We start from the raw sequence: 20,010 nt of genomic DNA on the forward strand, positions 1-20,010 counted from the left end.
ATTCCAACTGTAGGAGCTGCCGAAGGCTGCGATCTTTTTGCTTACTTGATCAATCTGCCCAAGCTATCCAGCAGCCGCTGCAACGCGCCCTGATTACGGCGCATCACCGCCAGCCCGGCCTCCGCCATGCGCTGCGCATCACGTGGCAGTTCGAACAAGCGCTGCACCTCGATTGCGAGCCCTTCGGCATCATCCACTTCGGCCAACGCCCCGGCTTCGCGCAGTTGCGCGGCGATGTCGAGGAAATTGAACAGGTGCGGGCCGCTGAGTACCGGTTTCGCCAGCGCGGCGGGTTCGAGCAGGTTGTGCCCGCCGTTCGGCACCAGACTGCCGCCGACAAATGCGCTGTCGGCCAGGGCATAGAGAAACAGCAACTCGCCCATGGTGTCGCCGAGCAGCACGCTCGTCTGCGCATCGACATTGGCCCCGGTCGAGCGACGTACCGTGGCGAAACCTTCGCGCTGGCACAAGTCGAACACCGAATTGAAACGCTCGGGATGACGCGGCACCAGAATCAGCAACGCATCGGGATGACTGCCCAGCAAACGACGATGGGCGTCGAGCACCACTTCGTCTTCGCCTTCGTGGGTGCTCGCAGCGATCCATACCGGGCGATCCTGCGCCTGCCACCGGCTGCGCAGTTCGGCTGCACGCTGCAACAGTTGCGGGTCGATGGTCAGGTCGAACTTGATCGAACCGGTGACCTCGACAGTTTCCGGACGTGCGCCAAGATCGCGGAAGCGCTGGGCCTCGGCTGCGGTCTGCACGGCCAGCAAACTCATCTCGGCGAGCATCGGCGCAGTGAGTTTGCTGAAGCGGCCATAGCCTTTGGCGGAACGCTGCGACAACCGCCCATTGGCCAACGCCACCGGAATCCCGCGCTTGGCACATTGATGAATATGGTTAGGCCACAGCTCGGTCTCCATGATCACTGCAAGCCTGGGCTGTACGCGATCAAGAAAACGCGCCGCCGCACAAGGCAAGTCATACGGCAGATAGCAGTGTTGAATGTGCGGCTCGTTGGAAAACAGTGCCTGAATCCGCTCCGAACCGGTCGGGGTCATGCAGGTCACGGTGATCGGCAGCGTCGGATAGCGTTCCAGCAGCGCGCGGATCATCGGCGCGGCGGCAATGCTTTCGCCGACCGACACCGCGTGCACCCAGATGCCACCGGGCTGCAACGTCGGCATGCCATAAGTAAAGCGCTCGCCAATGCGTTTGGCATACGCCGGCGCCTTGCGCGCACGCAGCCATAGTCGAATCGCCACCAATGGCAGCCCCAGGTAAAACAGCGCGGTGTAGAGAGTTCTATTCATGGCGGCGGAGTTTATCGGCTTTTGTCGCCGATCGCCCGCAAGTGCACAGCAAAACGTTCCGCCAGCCAGCGCGCGGCCGGGCCGAGCGGTTCGTCGCGGCGCCAGACCAGTTCCACCACCAGCGCTGGCGGCGTCCATTCGCTGTCGAGCTCAATCATCTGGCCTTGATACGCCGAGTACTGCACAACGTGGCGCGGCAACCAAGCCCAGCCGAGATCGCGCACCAGCCATTCGGACATTACGTAAAAGCTGTCGGCGCGCCACACCTGTGGGCTGGCCGGCTCGTTGCCGGGATAGACGCTGGTCTGCGTCGACATCAGCAATTGCCGGTGCTGCGCCAGTTGCTGGCAGGTCACATAGGAATGCTGCGCCAGCGGATGATTGACGCCACAGACCGTGACCATTTCCACTCGACCCAGTACGCGGCGCTCAAGGGCTTCGGGGATTTCATCGTGATAGAACAGCAGGCCGAGGTCGGCGCGACGTTCGACCAGTTTGCGCGCGACTTCGCCTTGGGCGGCGCTGGTCAGTTGCACTTCCAGGCTGGGAAACTGCTCGGCCAGTTCGCCGAAACTTTCCACCAGCGCCTGATAGGGCATCGCCTCGTCCTGGGCCACCCGCAACTGCGCCTCCTGGCCGCGCAGCATGGCCATGGCCCTGCCGTTGAGGCGCTCGCACTGGCGCAATACTTCGCGGGCTTCTTCCAGCAACGCCTCGCCCGCCTCGGTGAGACTGGGCTGACGGCCACTGCTGCGCTCGAACAGGCTCACGCGCAAATCCTCTTCGAGCATCGCAACAGCACTGCTGATCGCCGATTGCGCCTTGCGTTGTCGACGCGCCACGGCGGAGAACGAACGCTGTTCTGCAACGTCGACAAATACCCGCAGCTGCTCGAGATTCCATTGCATACGATTTTTCAACCTATCTACTGAACAGATAGGTAATGACTTTACCCCATCTGAGCAATCCCTAGAATGTCACTCCAGCAAGCAATGATTTATTTGAGGATCAAACCATGAACGCCTACGTCTATCTGGCCATCGCCATCTGCGCCGAAGTGATCGCCACCGTTTCGATGAAAGCGGTCAAGGGCTTCAGCACTCCTCTACCGCTGATTCTGGTGATTGTCGGCTACGGGATTGCATTCTGGATGCTGACGCTGGTAGTGCGCACCGTTCCGGTCGGCGTGGCCTACGCGGTCTGGGCCGGTATGGGCATTGTGATGGTCAGCGTGGCGGCACTGTTTATCTATGGGCAGAAGCTGGATATCCCGGCGATGCTGGGGATGGCGTTGATCGTGCTGGGCGTGGTGGTGATTCAATTGTTCTCGAAAACCGCCGGCCATTAACTGCCAGACACAATCCCCTGTGGGAGCGAGCCTGCTCGCGAATGCGGTACATCAGTCAACACATATGTCGACTGGCATTCCCTCTTCGCGAGCAGGCTCGCTCCCACATTGGCCCATATGTTCGGCATGTTGATCATCGACAAATCCGCCCCTTTCCCGAGTCTGTATACTGCGCCCTCGTCTTGAGCACTGAGGTCGCTGCATGCCATCCGTTATTTCCACCGACGTTCTGATTGTCGGCGCTGGTGTCGCCGGCCTCTGGCTGAATGCGCGCCTGCGCGGTCAGGGTTTCTCGACCGTGCTGGTGGAAAGCGCCAGCCTCGGTGGCGGGCAGAGCGTGAAGTCCCAGGGCATCATCCACGGCGGTGCGAAGTACGCGCTGCACGGCGCGCTGACCGGGGCCTCGGAAGCCATCGCCGACATGCCGCGCCGCTGGCGCGAGGCGCTGGCCGGTAATGGTGAGCTGGATCTGTCCAGCGTGCGCCTGCTGTCCGAAGCCCATTACCTGTGGTCGCCAGGCACTTTGGCCGGCAACCTGACCAGTTTCTTCGCCAGCAAAGCCGTGCGTGGCCGGGTCGATCAGGTCAAGGGCGATGAACTGCCGCTGGCCCTGCAGGACAAGCGCTTCAAGGGCAAGGTCTATCGCCTCGCCGAATTGGTAGTGGATGTCCCGAGCCTGATCCAGCGCCTGGCCGAGCTGGCCGGTGACGGTCTGCTCGCCGGGCAGGTCATCGAACCGTTGCTGGAAGCCGGCGTGCTGGTCGGCCTGAAAGTCGATGGCCGTGAGATCCGCGCTCAGCGCATCGTCCTCAGCGCCGGCGCCGGCACGGCCGAACTGCTTGAAGCCCTGGGCCTGAGCCGTCCGGCCATGCAGCGCCGCCCCCTGCACATGATCCTCGCCAAAGGCCCCGGCTTGAAACCGCTGTACGCGCACTGCCTGGGCGGCGGCACCAAGCCGCGCATCACCGTGACCACGCACCCGGCCGCTGACGGCCAGTGGGTCTGGTACATGGGCGGCGACATCGCCGAAAGCGAAGGCGTGGCTCGCGAGCCGGCCGAACAGATCGCCACCGCGCAAAAGGAAATCGCCCAATTGCTGCCGTGGATCGACCTCAGCACTACGCAATGGGCGACCCTGCGCGTCGACCGCGCCGAGCCGCTGCAAACCGGCCTGACCCGTCCGGACAACGCATTCCTCGCCGAGGAAGGTCGCTTGCTCGTCGGCTGGCCGACCAAACTGGCACTGGCGCCGGACTTCGCCGACCGCGTTATCGCCTCGCTGCAACGCGACGGCATCCAGCCGCAGGCGACCGATCCGCTGCCGCCGCTGCCGAAACCGCCGCTCGGTGTACCCGCGTGGGAGCAACTGCTGCCATGACCATTGCCACTCTGCACGAACTGCATCGCCCACTGGGCAGCACCGGCCTGACGGTTTCGCCGCTGGGCCTGGGCACGGTCAAACTCGGCCGCGATCAAGGGGTGAAATACCCCAACGGCTTTCAGATTCCCGGCGATGACGAAGCGCGCATGCTGCTGCGCCAGGCGCGCGATCTGGGCATCAACCTGATCGACACCGCACCGGCCTATGGGCGCAGCGAAGAACGCCTCGGCCCGCTGCTGCGCGGTCAGCGTCAGGACTGGGTGATCGTCAGCAAGGTCGGTGAAGAGTTTGCCGATGGCCTGTCGCGTCACGATTTCAGCGCCGCGCACACGCGAATGTCGGTCGAGCGCAGCCTGCAACGTCTGGAAACGGATTTTATCGATCTGGTCCTCGTGCACTCGGACGGCAACGACATGGCCATCCTCGAGCACGAAGAGGTCTACGCCACCCTCGCGGCGCTGAAGGCCGAGGGCAAGATTCGCGGCTTCGGGTTTTCCGGCAAAACCGTCGAAGGCGGCTTGAAAGCGCTGGAGCAAGGCGACTGCGCGATGGTCACCTACAATCTGAACGAACAAAACGAAAAGGCGGTCATTGACTATGCTGCTGCCCACGGCAAAGCCATTCTGGTGAAAAAAGCCCTGGCCAGCGGTCATGTCTGTCTGAGTCCGGGAGTCGATCCGGTGCGCGCCAGCTTCGAGTTGCTGTTCACTCATCCCGGCGTTGCCAGTGCTATTGTCGGCACGATCAATCCGCTGCACCTCGCCCATAACGTAGCGACCGTTGCCCAGGTCCTGCGTAGTCACTGACGCCGCCCCGCGGCCTTAAGCCAGGAGCCGATATGCCGCGCACGCTCATCCGCAAGAACCCGAGCAACTTCAAGACACTGCCGCTGTTCGTCGAAGCCACGCCCGAAGGCCTGAGCTATCAGAGCGTCGGCATGCCGCTGAACTTCGCCCAGACCCTGCAACGGCGTAAACCGGTCAGCGTCGCCGACAGCGAGCGCTTCGCCCTGGAACTGGCCAACCTCGGAGTGTCCGTGCGCCTGACCCTGCATTGGCAGAATCGCGATTACTGGGTGCTGGTGCGCCAGCGTCGGCAGGATCGCGGCGACGTGGTGCTGAAACTGATTTCCGGCTATGTGCCTGCTCATGAGCTGAACATTCCGCTGCACACGGCGATTCAGGAGATTGCCGAAGAGTGTCTGCTGGAAACCCCGGAAGGCTGGCTCGGCGGGCGCTTCAACGAGACTTGGTTGCCGGCGCCCTACTCCGCTGCGCTGCATTACCGTGAGGCGTTGCCGTTTCGCCTGACGCCGTTGTCCGGTTCGGCGCGTCCGGTGCGCTGCGCCAACCTGCAATTGCTGGAGCGACCAAGGGCGTACGTGCATCTGCCGACGGCGTCCCTGCAATTGATCTATGACTTGCGCCTGGACGTGCCCAAGGAGGCGAAGTCCTTGAGCCTGTTTCATGTCGACGAGCGTCTGGAAGGCGATCAACTGGTGGCGCGGCTCGATCGCAAACGGCCAGACCTGTACTTGATGCCATTGCACGACGGCCAGCCGCTGCCCGAGTTGTACACCCTGAAAAAGGATCAACTGTATCCGGCGAGTACCCGCGGTCTGTATCTGGCCGAAAGCTTCGCGCGACAGGATGGCTGGCTGGTGCGTGATGAGCGGATTCGCTGGAAGGACTGGTTGCGCCAACAGGGTCTGACGCCACCCGAGAAGGCTACTGGACTGGCACGCCTGCGCGGCAAGGCCAGGCAGCTGCTGAAGAAAATCGTACCGCGCAAGAAAGTGAATTCCTGAAAGCAAAAAATCGCAGCCTTCGACGACTCCTGCATTGGAATGTATTCCCCTGTAGGAGCTGCCGCAGGCTGCGATCTTTTGATCTTATTGGCCGCGGATCTTTTCCACGATCGCTGTCGTCGAGCTGTTTTCCACCAGACCCAAAACTTTCACGGTACCGCCGTAGGCGGTGACGATATCCGCGCCGACCACCTGATCGATTCCGTAATCGCCGCCCTTGACCAGCACGTTCGGCTTGACCTCGCGCAGCAGGTTTTCCGGTGTGCCTTCAGAGAAACTGATCACCCAGTCCACCGCGCCGAGACCGGCGAGTACCGCCATGCGGCGATCCACGCTGTTGATCGGCCGGCCCGGGCCTTTCAGGCGGCTGACCGAGGCGTCATCGTTGACCGCCACGATCAGACGGTCGCCCTGAGCGCGGGCCTGTTCCAGATAGGTCACGTGGCCGGCATGCAGGATATCGAAGCAGCCATTGGTGAAGACAATCCGCTCGTTGTGCGCACGGGCATCGTCAACCGCCAGCAGCAGTTGCTCAAGACCCAGCACGCCTCGCTCCGAACCTTCTTCGCGCTGAATGGCGCGGCGCAGTTCCGGGGCGCTGATCGCGGCGGTACCCAACTTGCCGACGACGATGCCTGCTGCCAGATTGGCCAGCGCCACGGCGTGCGGCAGTTCTTCGCCTGCGGCAATGGCCGCGGCCAGGGTCGAAATCACCGTATCGCCGGCACCGGTCACGTCGAACACTTCGCGGGCGCGGGCCGGCAGATGCAACGCCGGATGATCCGGACGCAGCAAGGTCATGCCGTGTTCACCACGGGTCACCAGCAGCGCGCCGAGGTCGAGCTCCTGCATCAGGACGGCGCCCTTGCTCACCAGTTCGTGCTCATCGGCGCAACCACCGACGATGGTTTCGAACTCGCTGAGATTCGGTGTGATCAGGCTGGCACCGCGGTAGATCGAAAAGTCCTTGCCCTTCGGATCAGCCAATACCGGTATACCTTTGGCACGGGCGGCCTGGATCAGGGCCTGGTGATTTTTCAGTGCGCCTTTACCGTAATCCGACAACACCAGCACCTTGATGCCTTCAAGCAACCCGTCAACCTGCGCGGCCAGTGCCAGAGCATCGGTGGCGAACACTTCTTCGAAATCGATACGCAGCAACTGCTGGTGCCGGCTCATGACCCGCAGCTTGACGATGGTCGGCTGGTGCGCGATGCGCTGAAACAAGGCGCGCACGCCCGCGCCCTTGAGACTGTTGCTCAGGCTGTCGGCGGCTTCGTCATCGCCGGTCACGCCCACCAGCGATGCCGGTGCACCCAGCGCGGCAATGTTCAGCGCCACGTTGGCGGCACCGCCCGGGCGATCTTCGATCTGCTCGACCTTGACCACCGGCACCGGTGCCTCAGGGGAAATCCGTGAGGTTCCGCCATGCCAGTAACGGTCGAGCATGACATCGCCGACCACCAAGACTGGGGCTTGATCGAATCGCGGCATCGACAATTTCATGGAGCAACCCACATACAAAATGAACAGGGGCGCGATATTAACAGGATCGCGCGCGCCGGGAATACACGAGGGTGAGGCTGGCCCACCCTCATCTGCAGATCAGGCAATGTCTTCAGCCGGGGCATCCAGCCCCATCGCATGCAGACGCGCGTAGTAGCCATTATGAGCAAGCAGTTGGGCATGAGTGCCGCGTTCGACGATCTCGCCCTGATCCATGACGAGGATCAGATCGGCCTTCTCGATGGTCGACAAACGGTGGGCAATCACCAGCGTGGTGCGGCCTTTCATGACATGGTCGAGTGCCGCCTGAATGTGCCGCTCGGACTCGGTATCAAGGGCCGACGTCGCTTCGTCGAGGATCAGCAGCGGGGCGTTTTTCAGCAAGGCCCGGGCAATCGCCAGGCGCTGACGCTGTCCGCCAGACAACAGCACACCGTTCTCGCCGACCTGGGTATCCAGGCCTTGAGGCATCTGCGCGATGAAGTCCATGGCAAATGCATCCCTGGCGGCTTTCTCGATATCTTCGCGAGGCGCGCCTGCCAGATCGCCGTAAGCGATGTTGTTGGCGATGGTGTCGTTGAACAGCGTCACGTGCTGGGTCACTTGCGCTACATGGCGACGCAGATTGCGCAGACGATAGTCCTCGATTTCGACATCATCGAGCAGGATTTCGCCGGTCTCGTGGTGATAGAAGCGCGGAATGAGACTGGCCAGCGTCGATTTGCCGCTGCCGGAACGCCCGACCAGGGCGATCATCTGACCTGGCGACGCGGTGAAGCTGATGTTTTTCAGCACTTCCCGTTCAGTGCCCGGGTAAGTGAAGCTGAGGTTGTTCACCGCCAGATGGCCACTGACCCGATCACGCTCGATCGTACCGGTGTCGATTTCCGGCTCGACATCGAGCTGCTCGAAAATGCTTTCGGCGCCGGCCACACCTTTCTGAATGGTCGAGCTGACTTCAGACAATTGCCGGATCGGTTTGGGCAGCAAACCGGCAGCCGTGATGTAGGCGACCAGATCACCGGCCGTTGCATCACCCCTCAGGAACAACACCAGGAACATCAACACCGCCATGGCGGTGTAGATCACCAGCTGCAGCATCGGCGTATACACCGCGCCAGTCTTGGTCATACGCAACTGTTTGTCGGTGTTGCTCTGGCTGGCCGCCGCAAAACGCTGCTGCTCATAAGCTTCGCCACCAAAACTGCGCACGACGCGATAGCCTTGAATGGTTTCGGAAGCCACATGGGTGACGTCGCCCATGGCCACTTGAATCTTCTTGCTCTGCTTGCGGAATTTCTTGCTGGTGTTGCCGACCATGAACGCGATCACCGGCAGAATGGCCAGCATCACCAGAGTCAGTTTCCAGTTCATCCACAGCAGATAGGCGAACAGGAAAACCACGGTCAGGCCTTCGCGGATCACCACTTTGATGGCATCCGTGGCGGCGCCGGTGACCATGGTCACGTTGAAAGTGATGCGCGAGATCAGATGACCCGAGTTATGGGTATCGAAATAGCGATTGGGCAGTACCAACAGCTTGTTGAACAGTTCGATACGCAGGTCATGCACCAGCCCCAACGAAACCCTCGCCAGGTAATAGTTGCCGAGAAACGAGCCGAGGCCTTGCCACGCTGCGATCAGGATGATCAGCAACGGCACAGCCATCAGCAATTGCACGTCTCGCAGATAGGGAACGTTGGGGAAGAGCACCGCTTCCGGGTTGCTCAGGCCATCGACAAAATACTTGAGAATCCCGGCCAGCATTGGTTGCGTGGAAGCAAAGATCACGAAGCCCACGATACTCAGCAGGAAAAGACCGATATAGGGTTTTACGTACCCCAACAGCCGAAAGTAGATTTTCAGGCTGGATTCCTGTTCCGCTTTGGGCGGTGCGTCAGTCATCGTAGAGCTCACTGGTTAAGAAGAACGCGAAATTTTATCACAAGCGCTGCCATTGGCCCGCGCCCATACCAAAACGCTGGCAAGCCCCAACGGCAGCCAGCTGATGAACCACTCGGCGCGCGGGGTGCCGGTGAGGCTGGCAGCGTCGAACTGCATCGCCAGTGTCGAGAACAGCCAGATACCGATGATCCCCCGGGCATACAGCGTTTCCCGAACTTTCCACGCCTGGAAAATAACGGCGAACCAGACGGCAGACCACAACAGCAGTCCCGGCAGACCCAGCACGATCGCAACGTGGGTGAACAGATTGTGGGCGTGATCGAAGGTCATGCCCGACCAGAAAACCCTGTAGTCCCCACCCAGGCCCAACCCACCCCAGGGATGTTGGGCAATCATATCCAGAGAGGCCATCAGAATCTGCGGACGAAAGGAAACTCCGCGCGCCAGCACCAACGGTTCGAACAGCCACAGCGCCACAATCGCCACCACCAGGGCCACGGCTGCGACGATTCGGCTGTGGCGGTCACGACACCAGATCGGCATGGCCAGGATGGTCAGAAACAACGCCAGCGCCGCGCCTCGACTCTGACTCATCAGTACAAAGATACCCAGCACCGCCAACGCCAGTGTCCAGACCCCTTGCCACATCACGCCACGCGGCGCCCACAGGGCCAGCCACACCGCCGCCAGGCCGATGACATAGCCGCCGAGGATCGGATGCGCCAGCTCACCCAGCCCTTCCACCCGGGCAGACCAGGCGTTACCTTCGATGACGTAAAACCTGACGATGGCCACCAGCGCAGTTACTGCCAATCCCAGCCCGCCCCACTGCATGAGACGAATCAATCGCTCTGGGCGTCCGCTGGCGAACACCGGAAAAAACAGCAGGAACACCACGATATACAACAGACGCTTGGCCTCGCGGCCCGTTTCCGGTGCGTTTGTCCATGCCAGACTGATCAGCGACCAGACCAGCAATCCGAGCAATGGCAGGTAGATCCAGCGTTGTTCATGGAGCACTTCTCTGACGCGGTGCCGCGCGGCCCAGCCCAGCACTAGCGCCGGCAACCAGACGAGAGCCACCAGCCCCTGCTGGTAGACCTTGTTGGTGGGCGCTACGGCAATAGCCAGTAAAAACCACAAGAGCCCCATCGCCATCCATAGTTGCGCCCAGCGTGTTTCCTGCATCAATCTGCTCCTGACAAGGGTTCGCCCATGCGACGCGGCATGGTTAAAATCGAAACTTTTCGGCATCATTGCCCGCTACTACACCCCGCACTTTCGACAAGGCTTCCTACGATGCGATGCTCCCGGCTCTCACAAGCCGCTCTAGACCAAATGATCGACGCCGCCAAAGTTCTGGAAGCGGACAGCTATGGGCCGAAAGTCTACCTGCTGCAGGATGGGAAAATTCTCAAACTGTTTCGTCGCAAAAGGTTTTTTTCATCCGCCTTGTTTCGCCCCTACTCGAAGCGATTCATCGACAACGCCGTCGAGCTGCACAAACTCGGCGTGCCGACCTTGCAGATCCTCCAGTTCTTTCGCCTTGAGAAACCAGGCATGACCGCCGTGCTGTATGAGCCTCTGCCCGGGCAAACGCTGCGCCAGATCGCCGCAAGACAAGGTTTCAACTGGACTCAGGCATTGCCGGATCTGGCCGAGCTGATACGCAGCCTGCACCGCTCGGGCATCTATTTCCGCTCCCTGCATCTTGGCAACATCGTGGTCACACCAGACAACCGCATGGGCCTGATCGATGTCGCCGACATGCGCTTCACCCGCGGACCGTTGCCAAAGCGCTTGATCAAACGCAACCTGCAACACTTCGCACGCTATATTGCGCGCGAAAAGCTGAAGGACAGCTTTCCGATGCAGGCACTTGAGCGCGCGGTCTTGTCGTCATGAAAACAATGCGCGGGCAGCCTGGCTGAAGCTCGACCAGGCCTCGTCCGGAGCGAGCATCCGGTACTGCTCGGCATTGATCGCTTGAGATGAGGCACTGAAGGCGCGGTCGATGGCCTCGGACCAGGCTTTCGTGTCATTGACCGGGGCATACCAGCCGGCACTGCCCAGCTGTTCGCTGAACACCTCCAGATCGCTGCACAACACCGGTACGCCGGCCATCACCGCTTCCTGCATGACCAGACCGAGGCCCTCTTCCAGCGAAGGGATCGCAACCCAGTCGAACGCACGATAAAGCTGCGCTGCTTCGTTCAGATGCCCGGTCAGCAAGACCTTGTCGTGCAAGCCAAGCGCGTCGATGCGCTGCTCCAGCGCCGCGCGTTTGGAGCCTTCGCCGATAATGACCAGGCGCAAGTCCGGGCGGCTGTTGAGTGCTGCGGCAAAGGCATCCAGCAAATAACCGAACCCCTTCTCGGAGACCAGCCGCCCTACCGCGCCCAATACCGGCGTATCGCCTTGCGGCAACCCCAACCGTGTCCGGGCTTGCTCGCGGGTGAACAGGTCAGCACGAAACGCTTCCGGATCGAACGCACTTCGCAACGGGGTGACAGGCATCTGCAGATCGCGGGCCAGTGAATCGGCGAGAGTGCTGGAAACGGCAACCAGTTTCAGCCGGGACGCAGGGATTGCCTGGAATAGAGCCTGGTCGCCGGCATTCAATCGCGCCGAACCGTGGAAAATCACTACCGCGCGGATATGCGGCAGCTTCTTGAGGACCGGCAATAACGTGCGGGCAACGCCCATGCCGTCCAGCAGCAGCAATCGAGCGTCACTGTCCACGAGCGCCTGGCGAAACCTCGCCCGCATCACGGGTTTGGCAAAACGCCAGAAATGCCGGCCCTTCAGGCGCGCTGACGATAACTGCCACTCCCGCACCTCACCGACATCCACGCCGCACTCGGCTCCCTGCCCCTGGAGGAGCCAGGTTTTGACCACCGCCGACGGCGCAGCCTGAGAGAGTATTTGCTGGTGCACTTTGTGAATTGATGCGAACGGAGCGCCACCGGCCCACATGATATTGAGAATATTCATAGGGCAGAAAGCCGTTGCACGGATTTGCGGGGACAAGCTGCGGCGTACTCGAACTCAGTTGATGAACCAGCCAATGCAGACTCCCAGCAACAGAAACAAGGCAAATTTAATCTGCTCGCGGCGATTGCGGCGCGCTTTGCGTTCACGCTCGACATCCGTTTGCACATGCAGACCAAAACCGGTGTGCATGACCGCGTCTGCCTCGAGTATCAAGGCCTCCCTGTTCAGTTGCGAGTAGCGCTGTGACAAGGCCTTCTCGCCACCGTGTCCGGCGAAAGGCGCACACAACCGATAATCCTCGAGCCGGCGCAACCCCGGGTTCAGCGAGAACCCTTGCCACTCCGGCTTGTCGGAAATCAGCGGATAACAGGCGACGCCATCGACAATCTCGCGCGCGCCCAAGTGGATGTATGGGCTGTGAACCCGCAGATCGTGATTATAGCTGCGCAACCAGATCTGCAGAATTTCCGGCCGCGCTTGCAGAATGGTCATCGAGTCTTCGACGAACCCCGGACGATAGAACTCCCAATCATCTTCGCAATGAAAAATGTAGGGGGTGCTGACGTGTCCGTAGGCCAGGTCGATCGAAGCCAACTGGCCCAGCTTCGGACGATTGACGAAAACCGTGCAATGCTCTTTCCAGTGGGCGGGCAGAATCCCGGCAACGCCTTCGTCGCCGGCATCTTCGGTGATGAACACTTCACGAATGGGTGCCGTGTTGTACCGGTCGAAGCTATCGAGAGTGGCCTTGAGCAGATCGAGTCGACCGCAGCTGGTAACCACCAATGTAATCTGGCTTTCTTTGGAAAATTGCACCGATATCTCGTTAATCAGAAGTCGCCAGCAATATCACTGGCTATATGACACTTGTCAAATGCCCACTTTCAGGCGGATTTTTTCCAGCAGGCTCAGCGGCGCCCGATCACGCAACGGCGGCTCAAGTTCTTCAACGATGCGCTGACCGATCCGCGCGAAGCTGAACTGCTCCACCGCCAGTTCGCGACCGTTGTCAGCGATGCGTTGCGCCAGTTGCGGATCCTCGCGCAGCGTGGCCAGCTTTTCCTGCAACTGCGCGATCGTCTGATAGAACACCACGTTGTGCATGTCCTGCAAACCCAGCGCCGCAGCTTCGGCGGCGCCTTGATCATAGGCCAGCAGGACGCAGCCGCAAGCCATGGCTTCGAAGTTCTTGATCATGAACTCGCCCATGCCCACGTCCGCGCTGACAAAAAAACGGATACGGTTGAGCGTGTCAACGTACTCGCCGCCGGACTTGGTCCGCGTCACCAGCAGCGGCTCGACCTGGCCCAGTTCATCCAGCAGCGCCTTGCGGCCACTGTAGGCCACACTGTTGGTGCTGCCGACGAAGGCGAGTTCGATATCCCGCTCGCGCCCCTGGTCCTGCAATTGCGTCTGATCGTAGCCCTTGGGCACGAACACGGCGTCGAAGCCCTCCGAGCGCAGGCGCTCGGCCACCACGAAACCGGAACTGATCACCCGTGCCCACGGCAAACGCCGATAGTGCGCACTGAACTTGCCGGTGTACTTGCAGGGGATGTAATTCTGATAGGCATCGTGCTCCAGAATCACCAGATTGGGGATGGTGCGGATAAACCCGACCTGCCGGATCTCCTGCTTGAAGCGCAGGAAAAATACGATGCGGTCATAGCGGGAAACGTCGACTTCGCGGCGGAAATATCGCCGCAGATTGCGCTGCTCCTCGCCGCTCAACCAGCGCAGGTCGCAATCACAATGGGCGGCGACACCCTCATACAAGCGATCGAGGATGGCCCGCTGATCTTTCTGCACCAGAAATAGAACTTTCATTGTCTTCCTTGCCGCAACAGCAACCCGAGCAAACCTGAACATGCCCGCCTGCAAGACAGTCTTGCGCGGGCGCCTGTGTCGCTACAAACGCCAGAACAGTTCATGTCGCCGAACCGCCTTGCGGAAAAATTCGTTCTCGCCATAAGGCGAACCGGACCGCCCTGCCAGCAATCGCTGCAAGCTGCGGCGCAAGCGGCGCTTGAACGGCGCGGGCGGCTGCAGGTCATGCATCATGCCCAGGGCCATTGCCTTGTCACGCTGCTGATCCACGGACAACGTCAGGCATACAGGCTGCACCGGCACGCCAGCATCAAAGGCTGGCGGCAGCGCCACGCCATCGCCACTATTGCCCATCGGCCACCGGTCGTTATCGTGCAGATGGTTGGCATACCCGAGCAGCGTCGGCTGCCAGTCCAGATTTTTCAACACTTCAAGCACAGCCTGCTGCGCGCAGATGTGGTCAGGATGCGGGTCGAGCGCCGGATGCGGCAGCACGATGACGTCCGGACGAGCGCGCAGCATCGTTTCGCGCAGATCGGCCAGCAGATTGTTCCAGGTCGGCGCGCCATCGGCGTCACTTGGCAGAACAAACCGATTGAATTGACGGAACAGACGGGTATCGCTCAAATCCGCTTCGCGCGAGCCCACTGGTTGCTCCGGCTTGTCCCGCATCGCGGCCAGTTGCAGGCAGAAATAGCCCAACTGCACGCAGCGTTCCTGGGGGACACCGGCCCATTGCGGTACGGTGAGGCTGTCCCAGGCGCGCAAGCGTCCCTTCAGCCGCGCGGCGTCGACCTTGCTCATGCCCATCTGCTGATAATGTTCGGCCTCGATTTCGCCAGCGGTCAGGGTGACGATCCAGGCTTCATCGGCCTGACTGTACAACCCGAACGCCGCGAGCTCCGCATCGTCCGCGTGAGGGGCAATGACCATGACCCGCTGGCGATGATAATCAGCGTGCTCCAGCGCCCACAGCACCGGCTCGCCCGACACTCGACAGAAACGACCGCGCAGGCGCAACACTCCTTCGGACAACGCTTGCGCCTGACCGCTCAGGTTCAGATAGCGCAGGCCGCCGACACCGCGTTCAAAGGTTTGCACGTCAGGATTGGCGCCGCCCGACAACTCGATGAAAGGATCAAGAAAACGTCCCAGCCAAGTGCTTTTGACCTGTACAGCCAGAATCAGCACGGCTTCGTCAGCCAGCATCACCCCTTCATCCAGACGCAGTTGCTCGCCGTGCAGATGAATCTTCGGCTGCGGCGTATAGGGCGGGAAGCTGTATTGGTAATCGTCACCGGGCGCGTAGAAAAGATGATCGGCAAACCACGCCTCATGGGCGATCCAGCCGCCAACCAGCAACACCGGGGCCAGCCACCAGGCGACCAGCACGCTCAGCGCGATGATGGCGGCCAGCGCGACCAACATAGCCACGCGCTTGTTGCGTCGATGGCGCTTGAGCAATTGCTGTTTGCGGCTCATGGTCTGGCTCATACGGTGAACACCGGCACAGGGTTGCACCAGCGGTCCTTGTATTCACGGTCAGCGCGCCCGAATGAAAAACGCAGCGGCTTGCCGAGTGCCCGTGCGTGTTCCCAGGCGCTTTGCGTATTGAGAAAACTCAGCACGCTGCCGGGGCTGAACTCGCGGGTTTCGGGATCCACGCCGCCATTCACGTATTCGACACTGATCCATTCTGCCGCCTCAACACGGTAGACCAATTGAATCGCAATCGGCGCATCGTTGAGGAAAATGACCGAGCCGATCAACAGCTCGCGCAGCAACTCGATGACCTCGGCCATGCGCGCCGCGCCGGTCGCCGGAAAGCCCCAGCGGCGCTGAAACAGATCGCAGTACATCGCGGCCAGCTCAACGCTGGAAAACTCGCTGACCGCTCGCACCACACCGCCCGCTTCTTCCAGCAGACGCAGCTCTCGACGCTGGTTATAGCGAAACTTTTTCGACAACTCTTCCGGCGTGCGGGCCATGGCCAGTTGCTCAGCCTGCAACTTCAGGCCACTGAAACGGCCTTCGTTGAGTGCCGACAGATAGCGCGCCCGATGCCGCAGCGGTGCCTGAGCATCGACGGCGGCCGGCAAGATCAGTTCGGCATTGCCGAGGTCGAACAGGCCTTTCTTGCCGTTGCGTTTGAGTACGTCCTTGGACAGAGCCAGGTCGCGCCCCCAGGTAGCGATGGCGGCTTTAACCTCGCCCTGCTGCTGCCAGGCCAGATAACGCACCGGGATCCCGGCCAGGTCCGCCAGGCGCTCGATGACCAGCGGATGTGTCGCGACACTGCCGCCATAACGTTGCCAGGCAGTGGCGTAGGTCGAGGCGTCAACGGGCGACCAGCCACGTTCGCGCCAGCCTTGAAATCGGTTGAGCATCAGCCCCTCGTTGCCAGATCGGTAACTGGCGGCAGGCGCCAGAAGGTCTCGCGCACCGCACGGTCGGAGAAACGCTCATGCAGTCGCTCGAGCATCATCTGCGCACATTGACGACGCTGCGGCTCATCCATCGCGGCCAGATGTTGCAGCCCCTGAGCCAGATGTTCGGCATCGCCCAATGGAAACAGGATGCCCACACCCTCCACCACTTCCTTCGCCCCGCCGCACGCGGTGGCCAGCAACGGTAAGCCGGCGGCCATGGCCTCCAGCAAGACCATGCCGAACGGTTCATGATCGGAGCTCAAGGCGAACACATCGAAGGCGCGGAAATAATTGCGCGCATCGGGCACCTGACCGAGAAACAGCACTCGGTCGGCAATGCCCAGCTCACGGGCCAGCGCCTTGAGATCCTGCTCCAGGCGACCGCTGCCGAGAATGACCAACTGACTGTGGTCCGGCAGGCCTGGCAGCGCCTGGGCAAACCCGCGCAGCAACGTGGCCTGATCCTTGTCCGGGTGCAGGCGGCCGACGTTACCGACAATCCAGGCATCCGGCGACAGCCCGAGGATCTGCCGCGCTTCTTCGGAAGGTACCTGACGGGCTTGCAGTGCAGGCACATCGATGCGGTTGTACAACGTCTGGATTCGGCTTGCCGGCCATTTCGGCAGGCAGCGCCGCATGTCGTCACGCACTGCATCCGACACGCCGAGAAGGCTCAGGCGCTGGCGGAAAATATGCGCGAACAACTTGCGCGTCCCACGCTGGTAATCGCCGAACGCGTGGTGCACACCAATGACCGGCAGCGATGTGCCGAGCAAGGCGATATAGATCGGCTTGAAGCGATGGGCGATGCAAAGACTGAAATTGCGTGAGGCGACGATCTTGCGCAGATCGCCGATAGCCCCCAGTTTCAGGCCACGAATGGCCTTGGAGCTGTACTCCATGAACAACACTTCATCGGAAGCACACGCTGCGGCCACCTCGCTATCGGCGGCCCCGGTCAGAAACACCGTGGTCACCCGATAGCCGGTGCCGGCAAACAGGCTGGCGTACTGCCGCGCGCAGTCCAGGAACGGCCCGTCATAGCCGTGACAGAACTGCAGCACATGGCGTTCAGCCGAGCGAGTCATAAGCGTTGGCGCCCTCTTTGACCACCAGAATATCTTCCATGATCAGGTACTGCAGATCCGAGCCGAAAAACATGTTCAGCGCGTCGGTCGGCGAGCAGATCATCGGTTCGCCACGACGGTTGAGCGAAGTGTTCAGCGACACGCCGTTACCGGTGAGGTTTTCCAGCGCCTTCATCATGTCGTAGTAGCGCGGGTTGTATTCGCGCTTGAGCACCTGTGCACGGGAAGTACCGTCCTCATGAACGACTTCCGGCACGCGGGTTTTCCATTCTTCGGCGACTTCGAAGGTGAAGGTCATGAACGGCGCCGGGTGATCGATCTTGATCATCTGTGGAGCGACGGTGTCGAGCATCGACGGGCAGAAAGGCCTCCAGCGCTCGCGGAACTTGATCTGATGGTTGATGCGGTCGGCGACACCGGCCACGCTCGGGCAACCGATGATCGAACGACCACCCAACGCGCGCGGACCGAATTCCATACGGCCCTGGAACCAGGCGACCGGGTTGCCATCGACCATGATCTGGGCGATCTGCTCCGGCATGTTGTCGAGCTTGCGCCAGGTCGGCTTGTTCTCGTGCCGGGCACACGCGGCAATCACGTCCTCGTTGCTGTACGACGGGCCGAGGTAGACGTGTTCCATCTTCTCGACCGGTACGCCACGGGCGTGCGACACGTAAGCGGCAGCGCCGACTGCGGTGCCGGCATCGCCGGACGCAGGCTGTACGAACAGCTCTTTGATGTCGTCGCGAGCGATGATTTTCTGGTTCAGCTTGACGTTCAACGCACAGCCACCAGCGAAAGCCAGTTTGCCGGTTTCCTTGAGCACGTCGCCCAGATAGTGGTCGATCATCTGCAGCGCGAGCTTCTCGAACAGCGCTTGCATGCTCGCGGCGTAGTGGATGTAAGGCTCGTCGGCGATGTCGCCTTCGCGCTTCGGACCCAGCCACTCGATCAGCTTCGGCGAGAAGTAGAAACCCTTGCCCTTCTCTTTATAGCGACGCAGGCCGATCACGTTGGCGTAGTCGGTGTTGATCACCAGCTCGCCATTTTCGAACGAGGCCAGACGCGAGAAATCGTACTTGCTGGCATCGCCGTATGGCGCCATGCCCATGACCTTGAACTCGCCGTCGAGCATCTCGAAACCGAGGAATTCGGTGATCGCACCGTACAGACCACCGAGGGAATCCGGGTCGAAGAATTCCTTGATCTTGTGGATCTTGCCGTTTTCGCCGTAACCGAAGAAGGTCGTGGCGTATTCGCCTTTACCGTCGATGCCGAGGATCGCGGTTTTCTCTTTGAAACCGGAGCAGTGATAAGCACTGGAGGCGTGAGCCAGGTGATGCTCGACCGGCTCGATCTTGATTTTCTTCGGATCGAAGCCCAGTTGCTCGAGGCACCAGACGATCTTGTTGCGATAGCGCTTGTAGCGACGGTTGCCCATCAGGATCGCATCGAGAGCACGATCCGGGGCGTACCAGTAGCGCTTGGCGTAGTGCCAGCGGGCCTTGCCGAACAGGCTGATCGGAGCGAAAGGAATCGCCACCACGTCAACGTCGGACGGTTTGATGCCGGCTTGCTCGAGGCAGAATTTCGCCGATTCGTAGGGCATGCGGTTCTTTGCATGTTTATCGCGTACGAAGCGCTCTTCCTCAGCCGCCGCGACCAGCTTGCCGTCGATGTACAAGGCTGCGGAAGGATCATGGCTAAGGGCGCCGGACAGGCCAAGAATCGTCAATGCCACAGGGGTCTAGCCTCTTTAGTCTGCATGCAGGCGCGATGCGCCTTGAAAATTGATGTGCCCTCGCACAGGGCGAGCGGCAGCTAAAGGGCGGGATTATAGCGTAAACATGACGGGAATTACCTTGTGCGAATTGCCACCTGCACGATTGGTCCGAATCAACAGGTTCAACGACTCAATAGCCGTCTTTGCGCCAGTAAATACTCAGATTTGAATCGGTAATCTGCCGATAGACCGTGTAAGGCAGCGAAAGCGTATCGAACACGGCGGACAGCGGAAGATCGAACAACACGAAGGGCGCCAGCATACCCGTAGGATCGGGCGGCGCATTCAAAGTGCAAAAATCGAAGGCCACGCCACTGTAGATGCGCGGAATCGACTGGCAGTAGGTCTTCTTTTTGCGCAGGTCACGGGCAGCATCGGCGTCGCCCTGTAAAACGGTCGAGACACTGCCACAGCCTGAGAGCACCACAGAAATTACGCCCAGCATCAGAATTTTTTCATGCTCAAGATTCGCCCTCCGAGATCGTCAGGCAAATTAGCATCGAGCCCGAGCAGGGCACAGTTCATGGCTTCTGGAGAAGTTGTAGGACAGATCGCTGTATTTTGTCCGCTACTGCCCACAGACTGCGTTTCGCAGTGGACCAGGTCCTTTGCAAGAACGAGTCTGC

The 20,010-nt window shown here is 60.8% G+C and carries 18 protein-coding genes; 5 read left to right on the forward strand and 13 right to left on the reverse strand.

The window, feature by feature from the left end; genetic code table 11:
• Positions 1 to 41: 41 nt before the first annotated feature.
• Positions 42 to 1,316: a lipid IV(A) 3-deoxy-D-manno-octulosonic acid transferase gene (gene waaA / locus AB4N48_RS21985; RefSeq protein WP_460094317.1), complete on the reverse strand. Its 1,275-nt coding sequence runs from the start codon at positions 1,314 to 1,316 to the stop codon at positions 42 to 44.
• A gap of 11 nt (positions 1,317 to 1,327) precedes the next feature.
• Positions 1,328 to 2,224: a LysR family transcriptional regulator gene (locus AB4N48_RS21990; protein ID WP_150638308.1), complete on the reverse strand. Its 897-nt coding sequence runs from the start codon at positions 2,222 to 2,224 to the stop codon at positions 1,328 to 1,330.
• 107 nt (positions 2,225 to 2,331) lie between these two features.
• Here AB4N48_RS21990 and AB4N48_RS21995 point away from each other — a divergent pair, with 107 nt between their 5' ends.
• The 4 genes from AB4N48_RS21995 (at position 2,332) to AB4N48_RS22010 (ending at position 5,852) form a co-directional block, all read left to right on the forward strand.
• The gene (locus tag AB4N48_RS21995; RefSeq protein WP_150638310.1) at positions 2,332 to 2,664 is read left to right on the forward strand and encodes a DMT family transporter; all 333 of its coding nucleotides are present in this window, start codon (positions 2,332 to 2,334) and stop codon (positions 2,662 to 2,664) included.
• Between the two features lie 202 nt (positions 2,665 to 2,866).
• Complete coding sequence (locus AB4N48_RS22000; RefSeq protein ID WP_460094318.1) at positions 2,867 to 4,042, forward strand: NAD(P)/FAD-dependent oxidoreductase; 1,176 nt, start codon at positions 2,867 to 2,869, stop codon at positions 4,040 to 4,042.
• On the forward strand, positions 4,039 to 4,851 hold the full coding sequence (locus AB4N48_RS22005; protein WP_150741679.1) for an aldo/keto reductase: 813 nt from the start codon (positions 4,039 to 4,041) through the stop codon (positions 4,849 to 4,851). The genes AB4N48_RS22000 and AB4N48_RS22005 overlap by 4 nt, the downstream gene beginning before the upstream one ends.
• A gap of 32 nt (positions 4,852 to 4,883) precedes the next feature.
• The gene (locus tag AB4N48_RS22010; protein WP_041477637.1) at positions 4,884 to 5,852 is read left to right on the forward strand and encodes a hypothetical protein; all 969 of its coding nucleotides are present in this window, start codon (positions 4,884 to 4,886) and stop codon (positions 5,850 to 5,852) included.
• Between the two features lie 84 nt (positions 5,853 to 5,936).
• Here the strand turns inward: AB4N48_RS22010 and hldE are convergent, their stop codons facing one another.
• The 3 genes from hldE to AB4N48_RS22025 form a co-directional block, all read right to left on the reverse strand.
• Positions 5,937 to 7,358 carry a bifunctional D-glycero-beta-D-manno-heptose-7-phosphate kinase/D-glycero-beta-D-manno-heptose 1-phosphate adenylyltransferase HldE gene (gene hldE / locus AB4N48_RS22015; RefSeq protein ID WP_460094319.1) on the reverse strand — a complete coding sequence of 474 codons (1,422 nt, stop codon included), beginning with the start codon at positions 7,356 to 7,358 and terminating at the stop codon, positions 5,937 to 5,939.
• Between the two features lie 99 nt (positions 7,359 to 7,457).
• A complete protein-coding gene (msbA, locus tag AB4N48_RS22020) occupies positions 7,458 to 9,263 on the reverse strand; it encodes a lipid A export permease/ATP-binding protein MsbA (protein ID WP_016771984.1) in 1,806 nt (601 codons plus the stop codon).
• Between the two features lie 15 nt (positions 9,264 to 9,278).
• Entirely contained in the window at positions 9,279 to 10,451 is a 1,173-nt protein-coding gene (locus AB4N48_RS22025; protein WP_095180985.1) for an O-antigen ligase family protein, read from the reverse strand.
• 150 nt (positions 10,452 to 10,601) lie between these two features.
• Here AB4N48_RS22025 and AB4N48_RS22030 point away from each other — a divergent pair, with 150 nt between their 5' ends.
• Positions 10,602 to 11,168, forward strand: a complete 567-nt coding sequence (locus AB4N48_RS22030) for a lipopolysaccharide kinase InaA family protein (RefSeq protein ID WP_460094320.1) — start codon at positions 10,602 to 10,604, stop codon at positions 11,166 to 11,168.
• Here the strand turns inward: AB4N48_RS22030 and AB4N48_RS22035 are convergent.
• The 8 genes from AB4N48_RS22035 to AB4N48_RS22070 all read right to left on the reverse strand — a co-directional run bounded on the left by AB4N48_RS22035 (position 11,163) and on the right by AB4N48_RS22070 (position 19,829).
• Positions 11,163 to 12,257, reverse strand: a complete 1,095-nt coding sequence (locus tag AB4N48_RS22035; RefSeq protein ID WP_460094321.1) for a glycosyltransferase family 4 protein — start codon at positions 12,255 to 12,257, stop codon at positions 11,163 to 11,165. The two genes, AB4N48_RS22030 and AB4N48_RS22035, sit on opposite strands and share 6 nt — an antisense overlap.
• A 54-nt stretch (positions 12,258 to 12,311) precedes the next feature.
• Entirely contained in the window at positions 12,312 to 13,073 is a 762-nt protein-coding gene (locus AB4N48_RS22040; protein ID WP_056787489.1) for a hypothetical protein, read from the reverse strand.
• Between the two features lie 54 nt (positions 13,074 to 13,127).
• On the reverse strand, positions 13,128 to 14,084 hold the full coding sequence (locus AB4N48_RS22045) for a glycosyltransferase (RefSeq protein WP_423664150.1): 957 nt from the start codon (positions 14,082 to 14,084) through the stop codon (positions 13,128 to 13,130).
• Between the two features lie 81 nt (positions 14,085 to 14,165).
• Positions 14,166 to 15,566 (reverse strand): PIG-L deacetylase family protein, encoded by a 1,401-nt coding sequence (locus AB4N48_RS22050; RefSeq protein WP_460095574.1) that lies wholly within the window; start codon positions 15,564 to 15,566, stop codon positions 14,166 to 14,168.
• 8 nt (positions 15,567 to 15,574) lie between these two features.
• Positions 15,575 to 16,471 (reverse strand): antimicrobial resistance protein Mig-14, encoded by an 897-nt coding sequence (locus AB4N48_RS22055; RefSeq protein ID WP_252879313.1) that lies wholly within the window; start codon positions 16,469 to 16,471, stop codon positions 15,575 to 15,577.
• Positions 16,471 to 17,601, reverse strand: a complete 1,131-nt coding sequence (locus AB4N48_RS22060; protein ID WP_460094322.1) for a glycosyltransferase — start codon at positions 17,599 to 17,601, stop codon at positions 16,471 to 16,473. Before AB4N48_RS22060 ends, AB4N48_RS22055 begins: the two co-directional genes overlap by 1 nt.
• Positions 17,585 to 19,342: a carbamoyltransferase family protein gene (locus AB4N48_RS22065; RefSeq protein ID WP_024011327.1), complete on the reverse strand. Its 1,758-nt coding sequence runs from the start codon at positions 19,340 to 19,342 to the stop codon at positions 17,585 to 17,587. Before AB4N48_RS22065 ends, AB4N48_RS22060 begins: the two co-directional genes overlap by 17 nt.
• Before the next feature lie 172 nt (positions 19,343 to 19,514).
• Complete coding sequence (locus AB4N48_RS22070; RefSeq protein WP_460094323.1) at positions 19,515 to 19,829, reverse strand: YceK/YidQ family lipoprotein; 315 nt, start codon at positions 19,827 to 19,829, stop codon at positions 19,515 to 19,517.
• Between the last annotated feature and the right edge of the window lie 181 nt (positions 19,830 to 20,010).

This window comes from Pseudomonas sp. S2_C11 (genome assembly GCF_054668395.1).